Genomic DNA, 26139 nt, shown 5'->3' with positions numbered 1-26139 from the left:
ATCCTTGTATCAACGCAATTTCCACCGATATTACACAGGAAGCTATGTGTCGAGAGTTCCCACCTGTGGTACTCACGTACATGGCCACCATACCCAGTATCAGCCCGGCCACTCGCACCGTCTTCCGAATCCACCCGACGACAGACCCACTTGCGACCGACACACTTTCAGACCAGTTCCGTCGCCTCTACAGCCTCACCGATAGCGACGACCAAACAGGCATACCCAATCTCCTCTCTCGCTCTGAACCGACGCCACGCATCCTCGAATGTTTGCTCATCGCCACACCGGATGGCTCGCTCGAATACAGTGTTGGCTTCCCACCGGAAATGGAGTCACAGGAAGACAATGATAGTGCGCTAACCGCCCTCGAAAACACACTCCGAACCGTCTTTCCGGATAGTTACGAACTCGAACGCGATACCGTCTCGCTTGCGACTACACTGGGACTGCCGACTGAGACCGATTCGACGACAGAATTAGATGAATCATTGTCTGACCCACACGTCGCAGCCATCGAATTTTCTGGCACTGGTGACCGCCGAAACGATTGGCAAACTGCACTGACGCCGTTCAGCGAACTCACGAACGACGACAATGCCAGACCACCGCTCGCGGCTATCACGGAAACGCTCGCGACGACCACCGTTCCCGTCGTCTTTCAGATCCTTCTCCGACCGAAACCCGACTGGACGACAGAAGCTGGCCTCTGGCGTAACAAGCTCACCACCGGGCGAGACTCACTTATCGGCTCACTCGTCGAAGAACTATTCGTCCCCACCGAGACACAACGAGATACGACCACACGCACCGAAAACCACCTTCCAGAAGAGACACAGCGCCGCCTTGACGGTATCGACGCACGCGACACCCGCCACTCCTTCGATGTAAATGTCCGTGCAGTCGCCGTCGCCGAAGACGACCCGTTCGAGGCGACCCATGCCGTCGAGGCACTCGCGACGACGCTGACGGCTATCGATGGGGCTGACTATCGACTCACTGCCGAGACCTATCCGGCCACTGGGAAGCGCTCTGCAGGCGCACTCGATTTGCTCGACGAGCTCCTCACGGCAGAGTTTCACGACGACCCAACCGGTCTTCGCACTCGTTTGCCGGGGGGTGGGACGACCAGTCCTTCCATCGTCGCTGACCCGACCGAAGTGCCGAGTTTCTGCGTCCTCGATGGGGCGCACCTCACCGGGAATGCTAAGCGAGCGTTTTCAGTCACTCCACGCGAGCGGGCGGCACTCATCCCACCATCACAGTCGCTCCTCTCGACCTACGAGGCACCGGGATTCACGCTTGGAACGCTCCTGACACAGGACAACCGATCGACCGACCAACGCATCTCCCTGCTGCCCGAGTTGCAATCCTTACACGCTGCCATCTTCGGCAAGACGGGATCCGGAAAAACCGTCCTCCTGACCACGGGAATGCTCGACAACCATGCGGCCACGGCGGGTCCGTCGATTCTCGTGGAGGGGAAAGGCGATGGGATGCCACTCGAGTATCTGCGTGCGCACTACAAGCGATACGGCACGTTAGAGAACGTCTATTTCTTCGACTGTGCGGCCGTCCTCCCGGCACTGTCGTTTTTCGATATTCGCCCACAACTCGCGGCGGGCATCGGTCGTTCGGCAGCCGTGCAGAACATTGCGGATCATTATATTGAAATCCTCATCGGCATCATGGGTCGCGAGCGATTCGAGCGTGCGGTTCGATCACCTGATATCATCACGTATCTCGTCAAGGCGCTATTCGACCCAGTTCATGGCGCGGACGCCTATTCGCACAGCGATCTCCACCGAGCGGCAAAACAGATGAAGGAAACCCGTGACGTGCCACCAGTCACTGATGAGACGCTTTCCGACCTGCTGGGCGGTGTCGTCACCACCACCGACGAACGCGCGTTCGATGCGGTCATGGACGGAGTGTTGAACCGCATCGAGAAAGTTCCGGTTGACGACCGACTCGCCCGGTTGTTCGATCACGTTCCTACGTTAGGAGCCGGGTTTAGCGACGAAACGGATGAAAACCCATCAGACCCACGCTTCGACTTCTTCGATGTGCTGGACGAGAACGCGGTCGTCATCCTCGATACGAGCGGGCTTCGTGAAGCCAGCAAGCAAGCGCTCACGCTCGTCTTGCTCTCGAACCTGTGGACGGCCCTTCAGCGTCGGAAACGCCTTCAAACAACGCAACAGGAGCATACGAATACCGCAGATCCCGCACTCGTCAATCTCTACATCGAAGAGGCAGCGCAGGTCGCATCGTCTGGTTTAATGACCGAACTGTTAGCACTATCGCGCGGCTTTGGGCTGTCGGTCACGCTCGCGATGCAGTTTCCGGCACAACTCAGAAATGCAGACAACGAGGCGTATGCGGAGATTCTGAACAACGTCTCGACCATCGTCACCGGAAACGTCGCGGTCGATCGGGATTTGGAACGCCGACTGGCGACGGGGGATATGTCTCCGAGCGAAGTCGGCAATCGATTACGCGCGCTCCATCGTGGACAGTGGGTCACGAGCCTGCCAGCACCGTTCGGTGCCCCCGAACCACGGCCGTTCGTCCTCGAATCCGCACCCCTTCCACCGGGCCACCCTGCAGGCGATGACCCACTCACGGAAACGGACGCTCTCGCATTCGGTGCACTGGTCGATGCGACTGCGGATCGAACGCGCCTCGACAGCGGGATCGATATGCTGGCTGACTCGGCCCACCAGACGCAGGAGACGGCGACCGCCGACAAACAGACAGCAGAGGATGGTGCCTCTGCCGACGCCCCACTCACCTCCGCACTCCCGTTTACGAAACGCCTCCCGATGTGTCTCCGATACGACGCGGCGATTCACGGCCTCGTCTGCACGGGCTGTGAGAGCCGCCATCCACCGACGATTGCTGGACTCAAACGCGGTATCGAGTGCTGTTCGAGTCTCGCGCAGATCGACCGCGATGATGTGCCAATCTGTGAGATCAACTTGACGCTCACGCCCACCGAACGCGAGGAAAGCGACTATTCTGACCGCCAGTTGTGCTTCCTTCAAGTAGTTTACAGCGCTCATCAGGGGGCGTATGACCCACTGGAGTACGACATCTGCTGGGACAGCATGCTCCACTTGCAGGCATACACGGGAATCGAATCCGAAGCCGTACAGACGCTCGTCGATGACGGCCTGCTCAACATCGATTGTGACCACCCTCATCGGCTCTATACGCTCACGGCGGACGGGCGAAACGAGATTCAAGCCGCCTATCGGGAAGGGATTGGCTATGGCCACGGCGTTGGTGATTTGGGTGAGTCCACGCTTCATCGCATGATGGTTCAGATAGGTGTGGAGTTGTTCACCCGCGAGTACGCGGAGAATCCGGGCTCAGAAGTCACGTCGGTCGTGCCGTACTACGAACTCGACGACGGACATCGACTGGACGTTGCAGGCCTCGACGAAGCGGGTGAGATTCGCGTCGTCGCCGAAGCCGAGCGCGTGAATCACGACGTTCGGAGGGCCGTCCCCGAAGATTACGACAAGATGGCGTCGTTCGACCCAGAAGAAGCGATCTGGATCGTCAGAAATCGTGAGAGCGCACACGACGTACTCCACGCGTTGAACGAACCGCCGATTGGGAAGCCACGCGTTGAAAAGACTTACAGCCGAAGTTCACCGCCGAGTGCGTTCCGCCTGGATGCACCTGGGTGTACGCAGATTCACACGCTGCGGTATGTGCGAGATTCGTTGCTCGAGTTATAGCCACCAGCACAGAAGACGGATTGGTCAAAAAACAGATCCTACTCGATCGGCAGATGGCCGCGGTGAATATCACCGTAATGACTACGCATTTTACCCCAGCTACTCGTTCCTGACTCGATGAAAAAAGATTCAGTCCGCCTCGGTGTCGTCGGCTTAGGATTCATGGGTCAAACCCATGCCACGAATGCTGAGGAATTTGGCCACAATGTCGTGGCGGGAACCGATATCGATCCCACGGCGCGTGACGAATTCGAAGTGGCATACAACGCAACCACGTATGAAGGGTTCGAGGCGATGTACGAGGCGGAGGATCTCGACGCAGTCGCTGTGTCCACGCCGAACACCTACCATGAACAGGCTGTCGTTGGCGCACTAGAACATGGATACGACGTGTTGTGCGAAAAGCCGCTCGCTGATACGCTCGACAGCGCGGAACGGATGGCTGCGGCCGCTCGGAAGGCCGATGGCTTTTGTATGGTGAACTTCCACAACCGTGTCTCGACCGCAGCGGAACTGTTCTTGGGGTATCAAGAAGACGACCACTTCGGAGACGTTAGGCACGTTCGAGCGAACTACATTCGCTCCCGTGGTATTCCAGGCGTCGGCTCGTGGTTTACCAACGAGGAACTATCGGGCGGTGGTGTCGTCGTCGATATCGGCGTTCACGCCATCGATCTCGCACTGTATCTGATGGGTTTCCCGCCGATCGAGGATGTCTTCGCGGTCACCCGTAGTCAGTTCGGGAATCGAGACGATTACGTCGATCCGGACGACTGGTACGACGCCACCGAAGAAGCAGTATTCGACGTCGAGGACTCTGCAACGGCGTTAATTCGCTGTGCTGATGACCGAACGATCTCACTCGAAGTCGCATGGGCGGCAAACGAGACTGCTACACAGGAGTTCGTCGTTCGCGGGAGCGATGCAGGCGCACGACTCGATCTCGGCGGCGAGGAGCTAACGATGTTAGAGGCAAGCAAACAGGGCGCTGATCACCTCGTCGAATCGTCGATCAGCGAGGCATCGATAGACGACACCGGCTGGCGCGGGAGCGACAAGCGATTCCTCGATGCCGTCGCAGCGGGCGAAGCGCCCGATTTCAATACGGTCGAGCAAGCTCTCACCACCCAACGTGTGATGGATGCCATCTATCGCTCCGCTGAAACCGGCGAGCAGGTTTCGGTCGAGAACAGTATGGAGATGAAGACACAGGCACCAACACGGTAATCCTCACAGCTATATGATCGATACTCGGTAATTGCCACCCATCTATCCCGTCTATCGGGATTTGTGGCCGAAAATTCGCTTGAGACGAGCAAATATTCCAGGTGTGGACTCGGATAGGTCGTCCGCTTCGAGCGCTCGTTCGTCGTCACGCCCATTCCGAAGTCGTTCATTTTCTGATTCCAGTGCTCGAAGTGTCCGTTCGAGTTTGGTGATCGTCTCGATGCGGGCACGTTCGCGTTCGTGGAGTGAGACTGCGCCATCATCTGTCGTGACGACTTTTGTCGATTCAGCCATGGGCATCGTGGTCGCCAGGTTGTCATCGGTGCAGCTGTCCGTTTCAGTACTACCCTCGACGCCGTCGTCATGTAGTGAATGGAAGTCTGAAGACACGCTGACTGCTCGTTCGATGGTGATCTCGCCATAGGTTCGTCCATCGCCGGAGTGAACGGCGTCCCATTTCTCGCAGTGGAGTCCCAAGCGTCGAATCTGTCGATCCATTTGTCCCGTCTGCACCCGTCCAAAAGGCGAGCAGACAACTGAGCGTCATATCCGTTTCCGAGTGACTGTTGTACCCGGCCGTGTCACCACGCCGAACGCGTTCGAATTTCGCGCTGTTTGCCACAGACCATCCGCGATTCGTTGCTCGCGTTAGAATCGCCTGAATGAGGTGAGTTGGTGGTTTCGAACTCGGTTTCAATCGGAGAGTCGTCTTCACGTGAATGAGGATGGTGAGTGTCCCAAACGAACCCGTGGCTATCTCGAACCCGTCAGTCGAAACTCCCATTGCCAAATCGACGACGGAGGTTTAATACAACCGGCATTCACATTCCATACCATGGGATACATTGTCAAGATGCCCAAGTTGGGGCTGGAAATGGACACCGGGACACTCAACCTCTGGACCGTTTCCGAAGGAGACACAGTGGAGGAAGGCGCCGTCATTGCCGAAATCGAATCCGAGAAGACGACAGCCGAAATCGACGCTCGGGAGGATGGCGTCCTCAGACGTGCCTTCGTCGAGGAGGGCGACGTGACCGAACCGGGGGCACCGCTTGGGATCGTTGCTGCGCCCGATGCCGATATCGATGAGTTGGTCGCGGAGATCGAGGGCGAATCTACGGAAACGCCGTCCGCCGTGTCGTCCGACGGTGCGGGTGCGAGTACTGCAGATACCCAACAGTCGGCCACGGATCAATCGGCCGCATCGACGAGCGACGTCAGGGCGACACCGCGAGCAAAGCGACGGGCCGAGGAGCTCGGGGTTGACCTCACGGCTATCGACGGCACTGGGCCGCAAGGCGCCATCGACGAAAGCGACGTCGAGGCAGCGGCCGAGGACGAAACGGCCGCATCGACGGACGATGTCAAAGCGTCACCACGAGCGAAACGGCGTGCAGAGGAGTTGGGCGTCTCACTCCCCGATGTCGACGGGACCGGTCCACAAGGATCGGTGACCGAAGCCGATGTAGAAACCGCGGCGGAATCGATGGACGACGAATCGGCGGACGGGGAAGCAACCGAGACATCGACTGCTGCCGAACCCGAGGTTCCCACGGAACGGGTGTTTGCCACGCCGAGCGCCCGACGGCTGGCACGCGAGTTGGGTGTCGATGTCGAAACAGTCGAAACGGAGGTGGACGGCCGGCTCACGGAAACCGACGTTCGGATGGCTGCCGAGGAACCGTCGCCCGATGAAGTCGAGACAGTACCCGGAACGCGGGCTGAAGAACGACCGCTGACGGGGATGCGCCGTACTATCGCGGAGCGTCTCGGACAGAGCGACCGTGAAGCAGTCCACGTCACGGAACATCGGTCGGCCGATGCGGAAGAACTCCTCACCGCCGCGACGGCCGCAGACGAGGCACTCGTCCCCGACGTGTCCGTGACGGATATCCTGTTGACGGCACTGTCGGCGACGCTCGACGCCCACCCGGAGTTCAATGCCACCTTCGAGAACGACGTCCACCAGTTACATGAAGCACACAACATCTGTGTCGCCGTCGATATCGACGCCGGACTCATCGCGCCCGTCATTCGTGATGTGGATTCGCTTTCGCTCTCCGACCTCGCGGCAACGCGCAGGGAGGTGACCGAGCGAGCGCTCTCCGGCGAGTACACGATGGACGACCTCACGGGCGGGACGATAACGGTCTCGAACCTCGGTGTCCTCGGCGTCGAGCGGTTCGACCCGGTGATCAATCCACCACAGATAGCCATCCTCGGCGTCAACACCATCAAACGCGAAGTGGTTCCGACCGAAGACGACGAGGTAACCGTCCGCAAGCGGATCTCGTTCTCACTCTCCTTCGACCACCGTATCGTCGACGGTGCGGATGCCGCGCGGTTCCTCGGGACGCTCGTTGAGCACGTCGAAAACCCGTGGCCACTCGTGATTGCGGCGGGAGAAAAATAACGCTGAAACCGGGTTACGGTACCCGGAAGAGTCCCGCATCCACAGCCCGTTCTACCACCGCATCGATTTGGACGAGCCGTGGACCGTCGCTGACGGGGCGCAATTGGACGGCTGCATCTCGAACTTCGAGTTCGCGTTCACCGTCTGCGCTGATGACACCGGTGGAAACGTCGAATTCGAACGCCTCGCCGTCGTCGAGCACGCGATACTCTTCGACAGGGACCTTCGAGAGGACGCCCGGAACGGTGACCGCATACACCTCCTGTGCTGGGTCGCTCGGCTCCCCCACTCGGAATCCGATACCGCCGCGGTCGTCAGGACGGTGTACGGTGCGGCCGCCAGCGATGCCGGAGAGACCGATTTCGTTCGGTGACGCTCGTGAGACGACGCCGCCAATGACGTCTTCCGGGTCGAGAATGGCTCGAGTTCCGACGAACTGCTGGTCCAGAATCCCGAGGGTCGCGAGCCCTCGAATGCGGCGCTCGCCGGTTCCATCGTCGACGATCGCTTCGACGGTTCCGTGACGAATCGTCGTCTCATCGGCCGAGATACCGCCGGTCGCGATGAGCCCTGTGGCGGTACCGGCGATGGTCCCATCGACCGAAGTGGGAACCACGTTGTTCGTTCCGGTCGAGATACTCACGACTGGAACGTCACCGATACCATGAGCGACGTCACGATTGGTGCCGTCACCGCCGAGTACGACCACGGCATCGGCCTCGTCCGAGAACCGTTCCGCAGCGTTCCGGGCGTCCTCACCGGACGCCGTGACCGTCATGTCAAGCAGGTCGACTTCGAGGTCGTCCGGTGCGTCGTCCACAATTCGGTCAGCGAGGCCGGCGCTATCCGGCATGACGAGGACGTCGGTGTTGTTCGCCATCGTCAGTCCTTCGAGCACGCAGGTCGCCGTCCGACGCTTGGCGTAGTTGCTACTGACGCTTGCACCGCCCGTTAGTCGCCGGATGTCGCGGCCAGCGACCGGGTTGACGATGAGTCCGACTGTTGGGGACACTTATACGACGCGGTCGATAGCCGCCTTCACGTCGTCGGCGTCCGGCAGGACTTCCTCTTCCAACGCCGGACTGAACGGGATGTGTACGTCCGCGACACCGACGCGCTGAACCGGCGCGTCGAGGCTGAAGAACGCGTTCTCCATGACGCGGGTCGCAATCTCCGCGTGGGTACCGTACGAGAGCGGACTCTCGTCGGCGATGACGAGCCGCCCCGTCTTGTTGACACTCTCGACGAGCGTATCGGTATCGAGCGGATAGAGTGACCGGAGGTCGATGACTTCGACGCTCGTCTCGCCCGCGAGGTCGTCCGCGAGGTCGAGCGATTCGCCGACCATTCGCTGTGTCGCGACCACCGTCACGTCGTCGCCCTCGCGCTCGACATTCGCCGTCCCAAGTGGAATGGTGTAATCCTCATCGAGCGGAACCTCGCCCGTCTGTTCGTACATCGCCTTGTTCTCGAAGACGAACACCGGGTCGTCGGAACGGATGGCCGACTTCAACAGGCCCTTCGCGGCCCGCGGTGTTCCGGGGGCGACGGCGATGATGCCCGGGAAGTGTGCAAACCACGTGTGGAGCGTGCCGGAATGTTGACTCGCGGCACCCATCCCACCGCCTTCGGTCGTTCGGACGGTCACCGGCATCTCGGTCTTGCCGCCGAACATGTACCGATTTTTCGCCATCTGGTTGATTATTTGCTCCGAACAAACGCCGAGGAAGTCCGCAAACATGATTTCGACGACGGGCCGCGTTCCCGTCGCTGCGGCACCGACGGCCGCGCCCATGAATCCAGCTTCGCTTATCGGCGTGTCTCGAACTCGATCCTCTCCGAAATCGTCGACGAGACCGCTCGTCACTTCGAAGACGCCGCCGAACTCACCGACGTCTTCGCCGATGATGAAAACGTCCTCGTCACGGTTCAGTTCCTCCCGCATCGCGAGTCGAATGGCCTCTCGAACCGTCATCTCTTCCGTGTCCGACGGTCCCGAGGACGGCACGCTTTCGGTACTCATCGGTCTTCACCTCCGTCGGTCCGCATCCGCTGTGCAAAGTCGTCTATCTCGGGTACGTTGGTGTTGAACATGTCGTCGTAGGCCTCGTTCGGGTCGGGGTAGTCAGCTTCCTTGGCGTTCTTCGCTGCTTTCTCCACCTGCTCGCTGATTTCGGATTCCATCTCCTCGAACTCCGATTCGGTGATGGTTCCGGCGTCGATGAGGCGTTCTCTGAACGTCTCGATGGCGTCGTTCTCCTTCCAGAGTGCGATGTCGTCGTCCGTTCGGTACGGTTGCTGGTCGCCCTCGAAGTGACCGCGATAGCGGTAGGTGTCCGCTTCGATAAACGTCGGTCCGTCGCGCTCGATGGCACGCTTTCGGGCCTCCTTTACCGCTTCGTAGACGGCGGTAACGTCCATCCCGTCGACCGTAAAGCCGGGGATGTTGTACGCCTCCGCGGTCTCGCTCAGGTTCTGTAGGTTGTGTTGTTTTTCGACCGGCGTCCCCTCACCGAATTGGTTATTCTCGACCAAAAATATCGCCGGGAGGTTCCACGTCGCGGCGAGGTTGATGGCTTCGTGAATCTGTCCTTGCGCGACGGCACCGTCGCCGAAAAACGCCAATGCGACGGTGTCCTCTCCTTTGACTTCCGATGTAAGGGCGGCACCCGTCGCGAGCGGCGGACCGGCACCGACGATGCCGTTCGCACCTAACATGCCCGCATCGACGTCCGCGATGTGCATCGAGCCACCTTTGCCGTTACAGTAGCCGTTCGCCTTGCCATACAGTTCGGCCATCATCTCGTCCAAATCGAGTCCCTTTGCGATGCAGTGGCCGTGCCCTCGGTGAGTACTCGTGATGTAGTCGTCCTCCTCCAGTGCCGAACACGCACCGACGCCCACCGCTTCCTCGCCGATGTAGAGGTGTACGAATCCCGGAAGCTCTCCGTCCCCAAACAACTCTCCCGCTTTTGTGTCAAACGCCCGAATAGTAAGCATCCGCCGTAATGCTTCTTTTTGTCCGTCTTTAGTATCAATGTCGATTGCTACCATAGTCCATGATACGATTGGCTCATTGCGCATTAACATTTATGAATAATTATGGACTTGTCATTGTACTAATTGAAATCTCCGATAGACACTGGCCTGCTTCTCGGAGAGCAAACTCCTCGTCTTCGAGCGCGTACACAGAGCCGTCGGAGCGCGCTACCAATCCGGTAATCCATACCACCGTGCAATCACGATGACCGGGTCGAACCAGGTTCCACAACGGGAGGTCGGGTACAGTGACCGCCGGTGCCGTAACTGTGGCTCGTTCATTACGCCGGACTTCACCCGCGTCTTCGGGAATAACGACGACCAAGTGTTCGGTTGTTTCAGTTGTCTGTCAGCGACAGCGGTTAAAAACGGGGAAGCACGGACCGAACGATCCGCACGTCGCTCCTCGAAGACGAGCGAACAGATACCGAGATAGTCAACCCGGTCGTCGTTTCGCGGTGCGTTCGAGTGTAACAGCCCGGTTCATTCCCCGCTGGCGCTCGTCGACCGTCACGACAACCAGGACAGGGTGGTCGCGTCGTCTCCGGTGGGGAGGTCGTAGTTGCCATGGAGGAGAAAGTTCAGCACGGCGTCAGCAGGGAAAACGATTATTCATCGTGAACCACCTATACCGTACGATGACCTCCCCAGAAAAGTCGGCTACGTCGGGGACAGTAGCCGATGATACGCTACTCACTGAAGGGGACGACGGGTCCACATTCTTCCGCACCGTGGTTGCGGACGCAGGCCAACCCATTTTCACGCTCGATACGTCGGGCGTGATCGTATATGCGAACCGAGCGGTTGGGGACCTCTTCGGCTATGACGTCGATGCGCTCATCGGCTCCCACATGCGCACGTTCTTCCCCCCAGAATATGCGGACGCATATTGCGAGGATTTCGAGGCGGCGGTTCACGGAACGGACGAACCATCGGAGTCGATCCACCGAACAACGCTCGAACGAACGGGATACACCGCCGATGGAGAGACACTGCCGCTTCGATTCTCATTCACGGAACAGACATACGAGAACCAGCGCGTGTTCACAGTAATCATTCGAAATCTAACCGAACGGAAAGCACAGGAGCAACAGCACCGTGACAGTGAGGCGCGATTCCGACAGATCGCCGAACGAATCGATAGCGTTCTCTGGATGGCTGACGCAGACCTCTCGGAAGTGCTGTACGTGAATTCGGCCTACGAAGACGTGTGGGGGCGCACACGGGAATCACTCTACGAGGATCTACGAACGTACATCGAAGCCATTCATCCGGATGACCGTCCATACGTCGAAAAGCTGCTCGAGCAAATGATGCGGGATTCGAGGGGGGGAACACTCCAGAGCGACTACACGACGGAGTATCGGATCGTACAGCCCGATGAAACCGTGCGTTGGATCTCTGATCGCAGTTTCCCCGTCTACGATGACGATGGCGAGATTCACCGATTCGTCGGCGTTGCCCAGGACATCACAGCACAAAAACATCGTGAGGAAGCACTCACACGGCAATACGACATTCTACAGACGATCTCTGAGATCAACACCGTCCTCAGACAAGTGAACAAATCGATGGTCGAGGCGACCACACAGGCCGAAATCGAATCGTTCGTGTGTGAGCACCTCGCCAGCTCGGAACTGTATCAAGCGGCCATTATCACGGATTTCGAACCGGCGACAGAGGGGATCACCATCCGCACGACGTCCGGTGTCGAGGACGAGTACCTCGACGCGATTCGCATGGCCGATCCAACGGACACCGAACAGGGTGCAGCGGCACGCGCGATCGAAACTGGCGACACCCAAGTCGTTGACGACATTCGAACCGATGCTGGCTTTCCAGCATCCGTACGGGACGCAGCCCTGTCGCAGGGATACCGTTCTGCGATCTGCGTCCCCCTCGTGTATGGTGAGACGATCTATGGTGTGCTCGTCGTCTATGGATCGAAATCCGACTTGTTCAGTGACCGAGAACGAGCGATCTTCGACGAACTGGGTTCGACGCTCGGGTATGCGATCTATGCCATCAAAACCCAACAACTTCTCTTTACGGATCGCGTGGTCGAACTCGAATTCGATCTTACTGATACCGACGCCTACTTCCCCATCGCCTCGGGCGACCTCGATTGTACGTTCGTTCTCGATGCCGTCGTCCCGACCTCGACGGGACGGTTGCTCTACTACGTGACCGCGAACGATATTCAACCGGAGGAAGTCGTTGGCCACGCTGACCAGTCGCCGAGAGTCAAGCGGGCACGCTGTATCTGCACGCACGCGGAGAGCAGTCGGTTCGAATTTCTCTTCAAGGGAGGGAAAACAGCCTCACAACGGTTCATCGAACTCGGTGCACACATCCACGCGGGGTATGCCGCAGACGGCACCGGGTCACTCACCATCCGGGCACCTGCAACGACCGAGGTACGGCCATTTGTCGATGTCATTCACGCGGTGTATCCAAGGGCACATTTGGCCGCAAAACACGAGTTCGACCGCTCAATCGACTCGCCGACGGAGTTCCGAACGAAACTCCAGCAACAGTTGACAGACCGCCAACTCGAAGTTGTACAGATGGCCTACCATAGCGGCTACTTCGAGTCACCCCGCAAGAGCACGGGTGAAGAGTTAGCGGCGACACTGGACATCTCTGCGCCAACGTTTCATCAGCATTTGCAAGCGGCCCACCGCAAACTCCTCATGGCGATTTTCATGGATAGCTCAGATGTCGGCTGACCCCCTCCACGAAGCGAATAAGCGAAGCAAACCGGTGGCAGCCCTAAATGATAAGGTATAATACTTCTATCGGCTGATCTACTCTACCCAGCAATGACAGTTAATGACGTCGCGAACGGACAACTCTCCGTCGAGACGGGGTTCGAGCTTCTGGCGAATCCTCACCGACGCGTCATCCTTCTCCATCTCTCTGGCGGCGATGGATCTTCCGCGACACTCGCCGACTTGGCTGCCGAGCTCCACGCCCAGTTGGACGACGTAGAATCGACAGAGCAGGCACAAATCGGACTCGTTCACCACCATCTACCGAAGCTCGCCGATTTCGGACTCATTGAGTACGACCGGCAACGGGAACACGTTCGCTATCACGTCGATGACCGGATCGAACTGCTGCTCGAATATCTGGAATATTAGCGGGACTTCCAGGGGATGAGATTCCGAAGCCGACTGCTGACCCAACCGCCGACCGTCGGCGAGGCAGTGCTGGTCACGGATTCGAGCGCTCGGCGTTTCGCTCGTTCTTCGTCACGTTCGGCGCGAAGCCGTTCGTTCTCTGATTCCAGTTCTCGAAGCGTTTGTTCAAGTTTGGTGATCGTCTCGATGCGGGCGCGTTCGCGTTCGTGCAGGTGGGTTCCACTTTCGTTCGTCATGACAGCTGCTGTCGATTCAGCCATCTCAGTCGCCGTGTTGTCTCCGATGCCAGTTTCCGTTTCAGTGTTGATGGAGTCACCGTCGTCGCTCGGTGAATACACATCCGACGTCACACTGGTTGCTCGTTCGATGGTCGTTTCGCCATAGGTTCGCCCGTCGCCGTAGTGGACGGCATCCCATTTCTCGCGATGGAGCCCCGACCGTCGAAACAGGCGATCCATCTGTCCCGTGTCGCCACCCGTCCAGAAGGCGAACAGGCAACTGAGCGCCATATCCGCTTCCGAATGACTGTCGTAACCCGCCGTCTCGCCACGCCAGAGGCGTTCGAATTTCGCGCTGTTCGCTGCTTTCCGTGCGCGTTCGATCACCTCGTCGTCAGAGAGCGTTTTTGAATCGGTTGCAGCGGACGCATTCGATGCCTGAGTTTCGTCCGCAACTGACGAGTCGGATTCGGCGGTGTCAGAATCGTCCTCATCAGCCGCGACGTGGGCTTTGTACACTGTCGTGAGTGCTTCCGTCCGCTCGTGGATACTCGTCGGCAAGCTCTCGACGTGTGCCCCGGTCACGGTGAAAAAGCGGCCGGTCTCGTACAGTTCGACATTCCTACGACGATTTCGTCCCGGTGGGAGTGTGCCTTCGACGAGGACGTGATAGCCCGTTCCGGACGGGCTGATTTCAGTATAGGAATCCAACTGGTCGATGATCGTTGCTGCCCACTCGGTTGGCGAGTCTGTCTCCTGATCACGTGCGCTATCGAGATCGATGCCAACGAGCGGGTCGTCCGATGTAAACACGAAGCCGAGGCCGTTGCCAGCATTGGCACGTGCATACGCGGCGGCGTCTTCGAACGTCGTCCACGTCTCAGGCTTGTTTGTTGATGCATATTGGCCCGTGCGGGGATTTACCGGCACCTTCGTGGGTTTCTCGCCACGGGACTGTTCACGCCAACAGACCCACTGGTCGTGCTGGCGGAGGCGTGATGGAACGTCGGCTTCTGGAGGTACATCTATCGTCATGTGGTGGCGGCTCCGGTTTTTTGGAGGCGATTATTTCTCCAAAGGAACGCTTCCTATTTGGTCGTATTTTCGGTGATGAGAAGGCTCTTCGACGTTGAAGTGTCCATCCCAGTGGATGTTCCGCGATGGATTCCGTCTCCATCCCGGCAATCCGCGGGTTGAGTGGGTGAGAATTGCCGAAAACGACGCTAGAGAATTCTCGTGTCGTGTACACCCCTGAGTTCTCCCGTGAGAAGGCTTGTTGTGACGATGTGTAGACTGAGACCAGAAAATCGCTTGGGCGCTCGGCGATGAGTGGCTGCACTTGCAACCTCCATCACAGGCGAGAGACCTCGTGCCGAGTGATTTGTCGTTAATAACTCACTGCGAATACTTGAATGTCGAGAACACCACAACCGATAGACTGAGAGGATTTGTACAGTTATTAAAATGGCCAATACCGTTGGACATTCGGTTGTCGGTGTATCCTCTCAAAACTCGTGAAAGTGCCACATTCACTGGGGAGAGTGCGCCAAGAGCGGGAGTTGGTTTCTCTACGGCATCGGTTCTGTCCTCAATTCGTGATTGGCGAAACACCCGATTTCGCCGGTAAAAGTCGGGGTGTACCGGCGAATCCTGATTTTCGGCGTGTGGTCGTGTTTCCCTCGTTCGCCTCCCCGAAGCTGGTTGTTCGATACCCACATTGAATTCTTCGTCCAGGCCGGTTCTCTCGACTGTTATCGGTCGGTTCGCGTTTATCCATTTTCCCTCTCTTTCCCGCGAATGCGGCGAGTTTAAATTTCGAAAACGGCAGTCTCCACCCCCTCTTGTCCATTGAATTCCCGGAGTATGGCCATTTTGAAGGCAGTCATTGTCGGGGGTTTGAGGCAGCAATATGACGATACAGAAGCCATCTATGGGTACTGCTTGCCTCCACACATACGACCATACGTGAACCGATACACTGTATTGCGCCGAACGGTCGATTACAGCAACGAGTGGCGTCTAGTTAGTGTTCAGTTGTGATTCGAACGACTCTGTCCTTGACGGACGTACCCCAGTACCACTGCACCGATCAGTACCACCGTCACGCAAATTGCGACCATCGAGATGATGAGACTCGACAGCACTGCCGAAACGACGAACAAGGTCATCGCCACGGCACCGAGTTCGACTGCGCGTTTGTGCCAGTAGGTGTACTGGGAAGCACGAGTGAATCGGACGTAGACGAATGCGCCAGCGAGCACCGCCGGGAGCACTACGTCGGAATACATCGTATTGGGGATGAGATTCGTCACTGACACGGCCCATACACCCCCTGTGGCAGGAGCAAGGTGTCGATCGCACTCGAAAACATCCAGAACAAACTCCGTGCCCACCACCGGAGTGTGTAGATGTGTACCCACCCCGTATCACACCCTGCGAGACGCTGGAGATTGTCTTGGAGTTTGCATCCTGCATGGGTACCAGCACACCCACCTGCAATCGGAATGAAATCACCTGGAACCGGATCGGCGAGCGATGCTAGACTCCAGTATGTACACCCGCTTTTCGCCCAATAGCAGACAGCATCCATCTGAAGACTCCCGGCATACCGAAAGAACGGCACGCGTGGATGCTGACGCCGACTGAGCCATTGGCGTGCACGCACGCGGTCTGTGGTCGTCGTGATCGCTGTCGCCCCGAGAACCCCACCGGTCAGTGCACCCACGGTTTTGAGTACAGATCGACGAGAGCGACCCGTCATTCGTATTTCCTCCTGTCGTATGCGGACTGGAGCGTGCGTATTTTGCTGGAAAACCGCTCGTTGAACGCAGCGAATTCGACTAACAGTATATCGAAATTCTCGACCTCGTTTCGAGTTCGGGTCGCGGCCGGGTCGGTACTCCTTTCTACTGTGGACTTGATAGTCTCCATTGCTTCTTGCACCTCAAGAAGCGCGGTCGGTGTCTCTAGCACCGGCCTTTCTGTAAGGCACCGCGCTCCCAGCTGAGACGTTATACGCTACCGTTTTAGTCTTAGCTACAGGTCGTGCGTGGAAAGCCAACCAGAAAATGACAGTCTCCGTTTGAGTGCTTTCGTACTGCTCCACCGAATGATGGGAACCGAGAATTCCGATTTCACTGACCGGTCGAATCCACTCGATGCTCGATACTGAACTGGATATTCTGTGTGCATCACCGACTCATGTTAAGAGGTCATCTTTCCCCATCGCAATTCGCGTGTATTGCTAGTTTCCCAAAGAGCAATTCTTGGCGATGATTGTCGGTGTCGGATTGATCGTTTTTCGACATCGTGACCGTTGGTATCGATACTCGACGGAGCTGCAATCACGATTGAAGAGTCACACAAAAGCGTCTGTACACCCTGAGAAAATACGAAATCTCAAACTCCGGCTCTGTTGAAATCCTATTTTCTCGACACCTTTCTTGCCAGAATAGCCGTTAGGCAGGTGTGCGGACTGATAGTTAGAGAAACTGACAGTTTAGATAAATAATTATGCGGGCGTGCTGCATACACAGCGCGAATGTAGCAGTCATATCCACCCTCGCGTCTTGTATCGTGCTGCTTACCCGAGTGCCTCGAGAATCCGACGCAGGTCAGCGGCGAACAACACAACCTAACACCGCACTTCTGCCTACCACTGGTCCGCTCGTAGTCCCGAGTATCCTGTAATAGGCGCCGATTATACCCTTTCATTCCTCCGGTATCATTGATAGGGCCGACATCGCGTTAGTGTGGCCGCCCGTCTTTTTCCCTCGGACAGAGCGGAAATGTGCTTATCTTTATGACTGCTCGACGCGTATCAACAAATCAGTACTAACGATGGCAGAGCGGTTGAATGGGGGCGCCGTGAGGTGGTTTCCTCAAGCGGGAGCCGACGATATTACTGTCGCCGGTGGAAAAGGAGCAAACTTGGCCGTGATGGCACGGGCAGGCCTCCCCGTGCCACGGGGATTCGTCGCCACCACCGCTGTATACCGGAATCTCGCCGATTCATCGCAGATTCGGGAGACGATCGGTAAACTCGACGCGATCGATTCGGACGACACCGACGCACTCGCCCCTCTCGCTGCTCAGCTCAGGTCGCTGATCGAAAGTCGGGAGTTCGGTGCGTCCATCGAGGCGGCGGTTGCCGATGCAGTGTCATCGTTCGAGAGTGCCGGTTCCTTTGCCGTCCGGTCGAGCGCCACGGCCGAGGATCTGCCGAGCGCGTCTTTCGCCGGACAGCACGAGACGTTTCTCGGCGTAGCGAGCGAGGACATCCTCGACCGGGTTCGAGACTGTATGGCCAGTCTCTTCACTGACCGGGCGGTCGCCTATCGGGCGCGCAACGGTATCGCCCACGCCGACGCGGAGATGGCAGTCGTCGTGCAGCCGATGGTCGACGCGGCGGCCGCGGGCGTCCTCTTCACCGCAGACCCCGTGACCGGGAACCGACACGTCTCGTCGGTCGACGCGAGTTTCGGCCTCGGGGAGAGCATCGTCGCTGGCGAGGTTACGCCAGACCACGCGCTCGTGGACGAACGTACCGACGAAGTGCTGGAGTACACGGTCGGTACGAAGACGGTCGCCGTCGAATTGCACAGGGGCAGCACCGGTAACGGTGGAACCCGAGCGGTCGAACCCGAGAAGACGCGAACCGCCGAGAAGGACGGGACCAGGCGAGTCGAACTGCCGCCGGACCGGCGAGAGTCGCGCGTGCTCACAGACGACCAACTTCGTACCCTCGTCGGGCTCGGCGAGCGAGCCGAATCCTTACTCGGCGCACCACAAGATATAGAGTGGGCGCTCGCAGACGGGCAATTCGTCCTCCTGCAGTCTCGTCCGATTACGTCGTTGTTCCCGTGTCCGTCACCAGCACCGGTCGACGACCGTCTCCACGTCTACGTCAGTATGGGCCACATGCAGGCAATGCCGGAGGCGATGCCGCCGCTCGTCCGTGACGTCTGGCGGACCTACACCGGAAACGCGCTCTCCACCGCGGGTCTCGACGTATCCCTCGGCAACCCGACGGTCGAGGCAGGGGGTCGGGTCTACATCGACGTCACCTTGTTTCTGCGGGACACCGATACGCAATCTTGGCTGATAGAACGAATCGCCGCCGTGAACAAACCCATTTCCGCCGGTCTCGAAGATATCGTCTCTCGACAGCCCGACGAGTTCGAGTCTCGAGGCGTTACGATCGGTGCGTTGCCGGGATACGTTGTGACAGCCTGGCGGTTGGCCAGACTGATCGGCCCCGCGGTCCCGCGCATCGGTCGGAATGTCCTCGGTGCGCTGGCCGGTCGTGGGACCATTCCCGACGAGTCCTGGGCCTCCATAAGCGAATTGTTCCTCGGAGGGGTCACCGCCGGTCCGACCACCGAAGCCCGGGCTCGCGCCGTGTTCGAGGCCATCGACATCGGACGAATCCTTCGGGAGGTCTACCCGCGAATCAGCCCGCTGTTCCTCGCGTTCGCGCTCGATGGGTGGCTCAAGCGGAAGTTCCCTGACCACCCGGAGGACGTGAACGCGATTGGACGAGGGTTCGAACGCGACGTCGTCACTCGCATCAACCTCGGCCTCGGTGACCTCGCCAACGTCGCCCGAGAACACCCACCGGTTGCCACCGCCATCCGCGACGGCGCCTCCCTCGCGGCCCTCAAGGACGTTGAAGGAGGTGGGCGCTTCCTCAAGGCGTTAGAGACCTTCCTCGACGAGTTCGGGCACCGTGGAACCGGCGAAATCGACCTCAGCAGGCCGCGCTGGCGTGAGGACCCATCGATGCTCCTCGCCGTCGTCCGGGCAAACCTGGCGGACGAGGCATCGGGTGACCACCGTGAACGCATTCGGCGTCTCGAAGATGAAGCCGAATTGGCCGCCGCACGTCTCGAAGGGCGCGCCGATCACGGGCTGCTCGGGCCGCTTCGCCGCCGCTACGTCCGCTGGCTCATCCGCACCTACCGCGACACGATCTACCTCCGTGAGTATCCAAAGCAGGAAGCCGCCCGGGCGTTCACAGCGTGGCGAACGGCACTGCTGGACGCCGGGGAGGCGCTCGTCGCTGCTGGACACCTCGATCAACAGGGCGACGTCTGGTATCTCCACAGGGACGAACTGTTCGACGCGCTCGATGGAGCGCACGTCGACGTCGATATCGCCGCCCGCCGCCGTGAACACGCACGGCACATCGAATTCGACGCGCCACCTGTATTGACGAGTGAGGGTGAAGCCATTCGTAGCCACACGGAACGCGAAATGGTTCCCGAGGGGGCACTGGTAGGAACTGGCGTCTCGTCGGGCGTCGTCGAAGGGGTGGCTCGCGTCATCCGTGACCCGTCGACTGCGACGGTGGAGTCCGGCGAGATACTCGTCGCACCCTCGACTGATCCGGGGTGGACACCGCTGTTCCTGAACGCTGCCGGACTGGTTTCGGAAGTTGGTGGTGCCGTCAGTCACGGTGCACTCGTCGCCCGGGAGTACGGTCTGCCCGCCGTCGTTTCCGTACCAGAAGCGACGAAGCGGATTCGAACTGGGCAACGCATCCGAATTGACGGGATCAGTGGTACGATCGAGGTGCTCGACGGCCAGCCGGCGACCGGCGACGGAGAACACGTCTAATGACGGAAAGCCGAACAGAGAGTATCGCTCTCGGTGCTGCAATAGATACCATCGGTCCTTGGCTTGAATTCGCGATGGGTTCGATAGCGGATCTGTTTGTGAACGCACAGTGTATGAACTACGCTCGGTCACGGTGCTACACTCACCCGTTTTATCGAGGAGAATGTGACATGAACGGCGACGGCTTGCTGAATACATCCTTTGAGTCGTTCACGGCTCTTCTGCCAAGAATCAGAGATATTCGACCGGTTTCCCTCTACTGTTTATCTATATCCACTGTTCAGAGTGTCTTGTCGATGTTGTGAGTGAGACAGTTGACAACGAGTTCACGGAACTGCTTCCAGCAGTGTCGAGATCGGACGAATGCGCCATATTTCCGCTTGAGACGGGAGTTCGCTGTCTCGTTCTGGCTACGTTGCCCGTAGAGGTCGGCGTCCAGCCGAGCGTTCCACGCCTTATCGAGCGACGAAAATTCTCGGTGCTTGATGAGGGGACGAACACCAGCGTCACGGGCTAATGCGCGAACCTTCTGGTCGTCGTATCCCTTATCGCTGAGGAGAATCGCCATATTCCCGGTATTCCGCTTGATGAACGACGGTGCGATCTGTGCGTCGTGTTTTCTGGTCGTTGTCACATGCAGATCAAGGATAGCATTCGATCTCGTGTCCACCAGAAGTGTAACTTTAACTGTTGAATCGTCAGCTTCGTTCGCTTTGTGTAGTGCTTTGAGGCGTGACTTCGGTCAAAGCCGGAGGCATCGATACCGACGACATCGTTAGTCGGGAGGAGTGTGACCGAGAGGTTGAGCAGGACGCGCCAAACCGTCATACCGAGCCGATTGAACGCCTTACACAACGTCGAGGGAGAAGGGAGTTCCTCAAGTTCAATGGCGCTCCGAATCCGGGGCATCTCGATAAGTTCGTCGAGCAGCATCCTGTACGTCGTATTCTTTCGCACCTTGAGACAGAGTAAAACGATGTGCTGGTAGAGTATGTACCGCTGTTTCGAGAACTTCGAAGAGTAACGAGCAACAGCTCGCCGGGCCAAGTGAAGCGCTTGCTCAACAAACCGGAGTAACTGCGACTTCGGGAGGGTCTGCATTCGGTCACACTACCGGACGTACCTGTAACTCTCTGAGAATTTCTACAGAGACCAAACTCCCTATGTGAATCCTCGCGATTAAGTGCAAGAGGGATATCAATCAGCCGTGCGTCAGAATTCCCTTGAGACCACTCCAAAGATCAACGTTTGGGTCGGGGTGCGTCCTCATACCGCTGAATGGCGTCTGTCTTCTCAACTTGCGAATAGATCGTGTGGAGCGTCTCCTCCGCACGCAGTAGCTTATGCGCCGCAAGAAATTGCCGACCCTCGTCACTGAGCCCGTAGAATTTGTACGGGAGATCATTCTGCCGTCGGTCGCTCGAGAGCACGACCTCTTCGACGATGTCCACGTCACTGAGGTGCTGAAGGTGCTGGCGGATTGTCGTCTGGCTCTTGCTTGGATTCACGTAGTCGAGTTCCTTCAGCGTCGGTAGCTGTGCTGGATGGCCCAAAATATCTTGGATCAAGGAGAACCGTGTTTCCTGCGTAACGACGTTCAGCCGTTTACGCTCACGGTCGAGATCGGTTGGTGATTGGTCTGAAGCACTCATTACATGAGACTATGAGTACTTCGTGCAAAAGCGTTTCGCTCAAAACCACATCGTCTATGACTGTATCGGTCACCGATTCGGTTAGCAACCTTGAAGACGGAGAGCTAAGTCGTTATAAATAATGGCCGAGGAATCTGACGTCTCCGTTGAGGAACTCACCGAGAAGGCTGACGAGTACCTCTACGACCATTCACTTTCGCCAAAGGAATACGAGGCGCTTAAACACAATGTTGCCGAACTTTCGCCGATCTTCACAACAGAGAACGCGTATTTCGTTCTCGGAAGCTACGGACGTCCTGAGATTCGCCGTCTCCAGCTCGTGAAGGATCGCCTCAACCGTCGAACAAACACATACGCATTCCTCATGGTGGATATCCGGAGCGAATGGACGAACACCTACATGAAGTTCCGCGTCCTGGCGGATTACACGGATGTCATCGTCGGTATCGCCGAGCATGCTCGTGGGGGATTTCTCGTCGAGCAGGGCTACTTCACCGCCCTTGAGGAGTACTTTATGAAAACACATGTCTTCAAACGTGAATACGACACGCTTGATGCAGACGACCTCGAGACGAGTGTCGATCCTGAACACCCATATAGCGGGATGCAGACGCCAATTTTTGAGATGCTTGCGACTGCTGGTCGTCTCTGTGAGTGGGCGACGGAAGACGACCTCATTAACTGTACTGATACACTTCCATGACTGTTCGGATCAGTCATCGACGATTCTATCCCTAAAAACTCCGTTCGTACATTGGCACACGATATGACGACGCCTGTCTCACCGCAGGTGTTCTCACACCGTCAAACACAACCGTCACTCCAAGTGGACGATTACACCATCATAATAAGGAGGGAGCGCGACTGCGCTCCCCCGTTCTCACGCAGATAGACCGCAGAAAAGACCGCACTCAGCAGTACTCGACCGTTACGTACAGCGGGTGGCGTCGGTGGAAGTTTCGTCCTGATAGTTGATGGAGTGGTGAACGCGAGGGGTTCGCCGAACCCCCCGTATTACGAGATTGTAATCAGCCCTCCCGGTGGGCGCGAACCCACCCACGGAGGTCGGGATGGTTCCACTCGACGCGAATGCTCTTTCTGTCGATTTTGGTCGTGGCGTCCACGTCCGGATTGGCGAGGTGGCCATCGACGTAGTCAACACCTGGAACGCGATCTGCCATCTCTTCCATTACACGATAGCCGTCAGTCGTGTACGCACAGCCGTAGTGTGTGGCCACCTCGCGGTAATTCATGAAGACGATTTGGGTGCCAGTTTCCCGGGCTTTCTCCTCTGCTCGTCCGAGGACGTGGAGGTATTTCTCATGGATGCTACTGTTTGCGGGACGTTTGGTTGTGAAATCGAGCAGGCTCCCATTCTCGGTTGAGCGTTGGATGGTGTCGTGTAGTTCTTGACCGACAGTGGCTGCTTCGGCGACAATGTTCGGGGAATTGGCGTCCACGCTACTGCCGTCTTCACTGGTATACTCGCGTACGTCGTTGATAATCCGTGAGAGGGAGGCGCGTGTGCGTTGGTTGCGCTCGTTTTCTTGCTCTAAATCAGTTTGAAGATGGTCGGTCTGTGTTTCTACTTCGATGACGTGCTCTTCGAGGTTGTTCGTTCGTGCGTGTTCTGCTTCAAGTGCAGATTCGAGACTGTCGATGCGTTGGTCTTTGGCGGCGAGTTCGCGTTCGAGTGTTTTGACGCGTTCAGTGAGGTCTGTGAGCTGGTCGACGAGCGTATCGATGGAAGTGGTCGACTGGCTCATCGGTCAGTCTCCTCCGCTGAATCAGTTGCAGGACGATGGAGAGAGTTGCCGTGACAGCCACTACGGACGACGGTGTCGACATCGATTTTGCCATCAGGAAAGCAGAACCGGCACGGTTCGTAGAACGCGAGCAGGCCGTCACTGACGTGGGTGGTTCGCCATGTGGTCTCTGGGTTATGCGTCTTGACCGAGCAGTCGGGGAGTGGTGTGGCAGTGGTCGGATCGCGGGATTCGCTCATCGAGTCTCACCCCCTGCAGGGGAGCGATGATATTCGTCAGTGGGTCGATGAACGGTGGGGAGCCGATTTCTGCAATCAGTCTTTGTTGGTGGCTGGAGGTCTCTTGTAGCGAATTGAATGGTTTGCAGACGCTGCTGTGGCTGGACGGGACATTTTAGTCCCGCCTTCGTGTAGAGGGTCATGCGGTTTCGTTCCTAACGACCGCACGATGGGCGCGTGGTGGAAGCACGCGTCCATCCAAGTTTTAGGATAGACGAACCCGTCGCACAGTCGTTACTCTTTGCATGATTTTGATCTCCAATAAAAGTTGTCACAGTAGAGTGCCATAATGGCCCAATATTGTGACAATCGTTCTATGAATCGACGGGTGTAATAATAAGGAGCATTGACGGGATGTCATGAGAAACCGGGCATCATGGATGAATAAGGCAACCGACCCGGTACTTGAATTACTTGCTGATACTGGCTATGCACTCCCATCGGGGGTTATCTATTATAACCTCTCACATAAGGAGCAAACAGATGTTTCTAGACGCACAGTCTTGCGCGCATTAGATCCATTGAAAAAGCATGGATTGGTGAAAATTGCGGATGAAACAGAGACATATTACGAAATTACGGATAAAGGGAGGAAGTATCTCTCCGGAGAGCTAGATGCTGAAAAATTAGAATCAGAGATGTCTTAGAACCGTTTGACATTGGCTTATGACAGTACTCACACTTATTTAGTACGTCGCCATGCAACACTTCGCTTTCCAAGTTCAATCCGCTTTACAGATCCATTTTCCAGCAATTCTCGAAGCTTTTTATCTGCGGCTTGCCGCGTACAATCGAGATAGTCCGCTATATTTCGCGCAGATAACACCTCATCTTCAGCCTTTTCGAATGCCCCTAAGACATCTTTTTGACTGATTTGTTCGGTGTACTGACCCTTCTCATTCCGTTCTCGACCCATGCCTGCCTTTTCAGCCGATTCAACAAAAACCCATTGCTAATGGGAAATAGGAATCTTTAACACCTATTGCTTATTAGCAATAGGTGAGGAAGAGCGGTTCCCACAGGGACATTGAATAGTCCCGGGTGGTGATGACACCCGGGAACCGGTCTTCCAAATGGAGCAGAAGACCAATGCAAACTACGACATGCGCTAGTAAAAAGTATTCCGACGAACAGGAGGCCAACTAACCCATGGGGTGCAAGATGTGCGGCTGTCCCACACCACGGTCGCGACTCTGCAAGCAGTGTAACCAATTCGAAAACGCAACACTGCCGAGCGAAATGGATTTTAGCGACGAACCAAATTGCCCCGAGTGTGATGGCATCACGAGCGGTGAAGGCGTCGTCTGCTACAGGTGCCGGTGATTCGATGTGCAACACTCCATCACGGACGACCCGGACAGCGCTGAACGAGCTCGCCAGCAATACGGAGAGTTACACAGCGTTTCGGTGTGCGTGCATCGCGACAGGACTCACTCCAAGTGAGGCCGAACGCCTCTGGCATGGTGATGACTCAGTGCTCGAGGAGACCCAAGTTACCGCTCATGTGAGCGGTGACGACTTTGAATTGAGAACCACGGATAACGAGTGGATGCGAACGGACACGCCTGTTCGTATCCGGCAATAAACCCTGCACTTCTCTTCATGCCAGGCGAATTCATCACAGAGGCACCGATTTCGCAGGTACTCGACGGACATCGGCTCGGGGAACCAGGAACCGTTCAGTGTATGAACGGAGAGTGTCAGCAGAAACTCCACGATGGTCACCAAATCACGATCTATACTTCCCAATCGGGTGGTGGCACTGAGTGGGTTATCACAGGCGTGTATTGTGCAGGTGATTGCGAGCCAGAGCCAAGCAACCACCAAACCGACGCCCAGACAGATGTCATTGCTCGTGCGTGGCTAGGTGTGATATCACTCGCTGCAACACAAGTTTCGCTGCTCTGCGTGACCGATGTGAAAGTAGTTGGATAAAGATTCGTCTTATACTTCTTTAATTATTGACCATCTTCGAAGATTATATTCACATAATTGATAAAATAAGTGACTAATGATATATTTTCACGTAGTAGGCC

At 57.3% G+C, this 26139-nt stretch carries 21 protein-coding genes and 1 pseudogene; 10 read left to right on the top strand and 12 right to left on the bottom strand.

The window, feature by feature from the left end; all coding sequences use genetic code 11:
• The first annotated feature begins 65 nt into the window (after positions 1-65).
• A complete protein-coding gene (locus tag ACN2TU_RS16205) occupies positions 66-3749 on the top strand; it encodes a type IV secretory system conjugative DNA transfer family protein (RefSeq protein ID WP_435156790.1) in 3684 nt (1227 codons plus the stop codon).
• 117 nt (positions 3750-3866) lie between these two features.
• Complete coding sequence (locus ACN2TU_RS16200) at positions 3867-4976, top strand: Gfo/Idh/MocA family protein (protein ID WP_435156789.1); 1110 nt, start codon at positions 3867-3869, stop codon at positions 4974-4976.
• Between the two features lie 51 nt (positions 4977-5027).
• On the opposite strand, the gene ACN2TU_RS16195 is transcribed toward ACN2TU_RS16200, so the two are convergent.
• Positions 5028-5474 carry a phage NrS-1 polymerase family protein gene (locus ACN2TU_RS16195; RefSeq protein WP_435156788.1) on the bottom strand — a complete coding sequence of 149 codons (447 nt, stop codon included), beginning with the start codon at positions 5472-5474 and terminating at the stop codon, positions 5028-5030.
• 337 nt (positions 5475-5811) lie between these two features.
• On the opposite strand from ACN2TU_RS16195, the gene ACN2TU_RS16190 reads away from it, so the two are divergent.
• Positions 5812-7389 (top strand): 2-oxo acid dehydrogenase subunit E2, encoded by a 1578-nt coding sequence (locus tag ACN2TU_RS16190; RefSeq protein ID WP_435156787.1) that lies wholly within the window; start codon positions 5812-5814, stop codon positions 7387-7389.
• Positions 7390-7402: 13 nt separating this feature from the next.
• Here ACN2TU_RS16190 and ACN2TU_RS16185 read toward each other — a convergent pair whose 3' ends face one another.
• The 3 genes from ACN2TU_RS16185 to ACN2TU_RS16175 are packed head-to-tail and all read right to left on the bottom strand — an operon-like array spanning position 7403 to position 10443.
• Positions 7403-8401 carry an NAD(+)/NADH kinase gene (locus tag ACN2TU_RS16185; protein WP_435156786.1) on the bottom strand — a complete coding sequence of 333 codons (999 nt, stop codon included), beginning with the start codon at positions 8399-8401 and terminating at the stop codon, positions 7403-7405.
• On the bottom strand, positions 8402-9412 hold the full coding sequence (locus tag ACN2TU_RS16180) for an alpha-ketoacid dehydrogenase subunit beta (protein WP_435156784.1): 1011 nt from the start codon (positions 9410-9412) through the stop codon (positions 8402-8404).
• Positions 9409-10443, bottom strand: a complete 1035-nt coding sequence (locus ACN2TU_RS16175; protein ID WP_435156783.1) for a thiamine pyrophosphate-dependent dehydrogenase E1 component subunit alpha — start codon at positions 10441-10443, stop codon at positions 9409-9411. Before ACN2TU_RS16175 ends, ACN2TU_RS16180 begins: the two co-directional genes overlap by 4 nt.
• A gap of 190 nt (positions 10444-10633) precedes the next feature.
• Between ACN2TU_RS16175 and ACN2TU_RS16170 the strand changes: the two genes are divergently transcribed.
• The 3 genes from ACN2TU_RS16170 to ACN2TU_RS16160 all read left to right on the top strand — a co-directional run bounded on the left by ACN2TU_RS16170 (position 10634) and on the right by ACN2TU_RS16160 (position 13571).
• Positions 10634-10864, top strand: coding sequence for a DUF7563 family protein (locus ACN2TU_RS16170; protein WP_435156781.1), 231 nt, complete (start codon positions 10634-10636; stop codon positions 10862-10864).
• Positions 10865-11066: 202 nt separating this feature from the next.
• Positions 11067-13157 carry a bacterio-opsin activator domain-containing protein gene (locus ACN2TU_RS16165; RefSeq protein ID WP_435156779.1) on the top strand — a complete coding sequence of 697 codons (2091 nt, stop codon included), beginning with the start codon at positions 11067-11069 and terminating at the stop codon, positions 13155-13157.
• 93 nt (positions 13158-13250) lie between these two features.
• Positions 13251-13571, top strand: coding sequence for an ArsR/SmtB family transcription factor (locus ACN2TU_RS16160; RefSeq protein ID WP_435156777.1), 321 nt, complete (start codon positions 13251-13253; stop codon positions 13569-13571).
• On the opposite strand, the gene ACN2TU_RS16155 is transcribed toward ACN2TU_RS16160, so the two are convergent.
• From ACN2TU_RS16155 to ACN2TU_RS16145, 3 genes are all read right to left on the bottom strand, one after another.
• Positions 13568-14824 (bottom strand): phage NrS-1 polymerase family protein, encoded by a 1257-nt coding sequence (locus ACN2TU_RS16155; RefSeq protein WP_435156775.1) that lies wholly within the window; start codon positions 14822-14824, stop codon positions 13568-13570. The genes ACN2TU_RS16160 and ACN2TU_RS16155 overlap by 4 nt on opposite strands.
• Before the next feature lie 995 nt (positions 14825-15819).
• On the bottom strand, positions 15820-16107 hold the full coding sequence (locus ACN2TU_RS16150) for a hypothetical protein (RefSeq protein WP_435156774.1): 288 nt from the start codon (positions 16105-16107) through the stop codon (positions 15820-15822).
• Complete coding sequence (locus ACN2TU_RS16145; protein ID WP_435156772.1) at positions 16098-16550, bottom strand: hypothetical protein; 453 nt, start codon at positions 16548-16550, stop codon at positions 16098-16100. Before ACN2TU_RS16145 ends, ACN2TU_RS16150 begins: the two co-directional genes overlap by 10 nt.
• 1079 nt (positions 16551-17629) lie before the next feature.
• Here ACN2TU_RS16145 and ACN2TU_RS16140 point away from each other — a divergent pair.
• Positions 17630-20407: a PEP/pyruvate-binding domain-containing protein gene (locus ACN2TU_RS16140; protein ID WP_435156770.1), complete on the top strand. Its 2778-nt coding sequence runs from the start codon at positions 17630-17632 to the stop codon at positions 20405-20407.
• A 280-nt stretch (positions 20408-20687) separates the two neighbouring features.
• Here the strand turns inward: ACN2TU_RS16140 and ACN2TU_RS16135 are convergent.
• Together ACN2TU_RS16135 and ACN2TU_RS16130 are read right to left on the bottom strand one after the other, a co-directional pair.
• Positions 20688-21508: pseudogene (locus ACN2TU_RS16135) on the bottom strand (IS5 family transposase).
• A 140-nt stretch (positions 21509-21648) separates the two neighbouring features.
• Positions 21649-22059, bottom strand: a complete 411-nt coding sequence (locus ACN2TU_RS16130; protein ID WP_435156769.1) for a helix-turn-helix domain-containing protein — start codon at positions 22057-22059, stop codon at positions 21649-21651.
• A 121-nt stretch (positions 22060-22180) separates the two neighbouring features.
• Here ACN2TU_RS16130 and ACN2TU_RS16125 point away from each other — a divergent pair, with 121 nt between their 5' ends.
• On the top strand, positions 22181-22762 hold the full coding sequence (locus ACN2TU_RS16125) for a DUF8170 family protein (RefSeq protein ID WP_435156768.1): 582 nt from the start codon (positions 22181-22183) through the stop codon (positions 22760-22762).
• Positions 22763-23087: 325 nt separating this feature from the next.
• On the opposite strand, the gene ACN2TU_RS16120 is transcribed toward ACN2TU_RS16125, so the two are convergent.
• Together ACN2TU_RS16120 and ACN2TU_RS16115 are read right to left on the bottom strand one after the other, a co-directional pair.
• Complete coding sequence (locus ACN2TU_RS16120) at positions 23088-23825, bottom strand: hypothetical protein (RefSeq protein WP_435156767.1); 738 nt, start codon at positions 23823-23825, stop codon at positions 23088-23090.
• On the bottom strand, positions 23822-24064 hold the full coding sequence (locus ACN2TU_RS16115) for a hypothetical protein (RefSeq protein WP_435156766.1): 243 nt from the start codon (positions 24062-24064) through the stop codon (positions 23822-23824). Before ACN2TU_RS16115 ends, ACN2TU_RS16120 begins: the two co-directional genes overlap by 4 nt.
• A 398-nt stretch (positions 24065-24462) precedes the next feature.
• Between ACN2TU_RS16115 and ACN2TU_RS16110 the strand changes: the two genes are divergently transcribed.
• Complete coding sequence (locus tag ACN2TU_RS16110) at positions 24463-24750, top strand: hypothetical protein (protein ID WP_435156765.1); 288 nt, start codon at positions 24463-24465, stop codon at positions 24748-24750.
• 35 nt (positions 24751-24785) lie between these two features.
• Here ACN2TU_RS16110 and ACN2TU_RS16105 read toward each other — a convergent pair whose 3' ends face one another.
• Positions 24786-25019, bottom strand: a complete 234-nt coding sequence (locus tag ACN2TU_RS16105) for a hypothetical protein (protein ID WP_435156763.1) — start codon at positions 25017-25019, stop codon at positions 24786-24788.
• Positions 25020-25705: 686 nt separating this feature from the next.
• Here ACN2TU_RS16105 and ACN2TU_RS26960 point away from each other — a divergent pair.
• The gene (locus ACN2TU_RS26960; RefSeq protein WP_472850208.1) at positions 25706-26038 is read left to right on the top strand and encodes a DUF8112 family protein; all 333 of its coding nucleotides are present in this window, start codon (positions 25706-25708) and stop codon (positions 26036-26038) included.
• Positions 26039-26139 lie beyond the last annotated feature (101 nt).

It is taken from the genome of Haladaptatus marinus, assembly GCF_051194195.1.
This window is presented reverse-complemented; position numbering and strand designations above follow the sequence as displayed.

Coding starts and splice junctions, on each gene's coding strand:
- ACN2TU_RS16145 (WP_435156772.1), bottom strand. CDS start 16,550: ATGACGGGTCGCTCTCGTCGATCTGTACTCAAAACCGTGGGTGCACTG.
- ACN2TU_RS16195 (WP_435156788.1), bottom strand. CDS start 5,474: ATGGATCGACAGATTCGACGCTTGGGACTCCACTGCGAGAAATGGGAC.
- ACN2TU_RS16110 (WP_435156765.1), top strand. CDS start 24,463: ATGAGAAACCGGGCATCATGGATGAATAAGGCAACCGACCCGGTACTT.
- ACN2TU_RS16200 (WP_435156789.1), top strand. CDS start 3,867: ATGAAAAAAGATTCAGTCCGCCTCGGTGTCGTCGGCTTAGGATTCATG.
- ACN2TU_RS16115 (WP_435156766.1), bottom strand. CDS start 24,064: ATGAGCGAATCCCGCGATCCGACCACTGCCACACCACTCCCCGACTGC.
- ACN2TU_RS16180 (WP_435156784.1), bottom strand. CDS start 9,412: ATGAGTACCGAAAGCGTGCCGTCCTCGGGACCGTCGGACACGGAAGAG.
- ACN2TU_RS26960 (WP_472850208.1), top strand. CDS start 25,706: ATGCCAGGCGAATTCATCACAGAGGCACCGATTTCGCAGGTACTCGAC.
- ACN2TU_RS16120 (WP_435156767.1), bottom strand. CDS start 23,825: ATGAGCCAGTCGACCACTTCCATCGATACGCTCGTCGACCAGCTCACA.
- ACN2TU_RS16105 (WP_435156763.1), bottom strand. CDS start 25,019: ATGGGTCGAGAACGGAATGAGAAGGGTCAGTACACCGAACAAATCAGT.
- ACN2TU_RS16165 (WP_435156779.1), top strand. CDS start 11,067: ATGACCTCCCCAGAAAAGTCGGCTACGTCGGGGACAGTAGCCGATGAT.
- ACN2TU_RS16155 (WP_435156775.1), bottom strand. CDS start 14,824: ATGACGATAGATGTACCTCCAGAAGCCGACGTTCCATCACGCCTCCGC.
- ACN2TU_RS16125 (WP_435156768.1), top strand. CDS start 22,181: ATGGCCGAGGAATCTGACGTCTCCGTTGAGGAACTCACCGAGAAGGCT.
- ACN2TU_RS16130 (WP_435156769.1), bottom strand. CDS start 22,059: ATGAGTGCTTCAGACCAATCACCAACCGATCTCGACCGTGAGCGTAAA.
- ACN2TU_RS16140 (WP_435156770.1), top strand. CDS start 17,630: ATGGCAGAGCGGTTGAATGGGGGCGCCGTGAGGTGGTTTCCTCAAGCG.
- ACN2TU_RS16190 (WP_435156787.1), top strand. CDS start 5,812: ATGGGATACATTGTCAAGATGCCCAAGTTGGGGCTGGAAATGGACACC.
- ACN2TU_RS16175 (WP_435156783.1), bottom strand. CDS start 10,443: ATGGTAGCAATCGACATTGATACTAAAGACGGACAAAAAGAAGCATTA.
- ACN2TU_RS16170 (WP_435156781.1), top strand. CDS start 10,634: ATGACCGGGTCGAACCAGGTTCCACAACGGGAGGTCGGGTACAGTGAC.
- ACN2TU_RS16160 (WP_435156777.1), top strand. CDS start 13,251: ATGACAGTTAATGACGTCGCGAACGGACAACTCTCCGTCGAGACGGGG.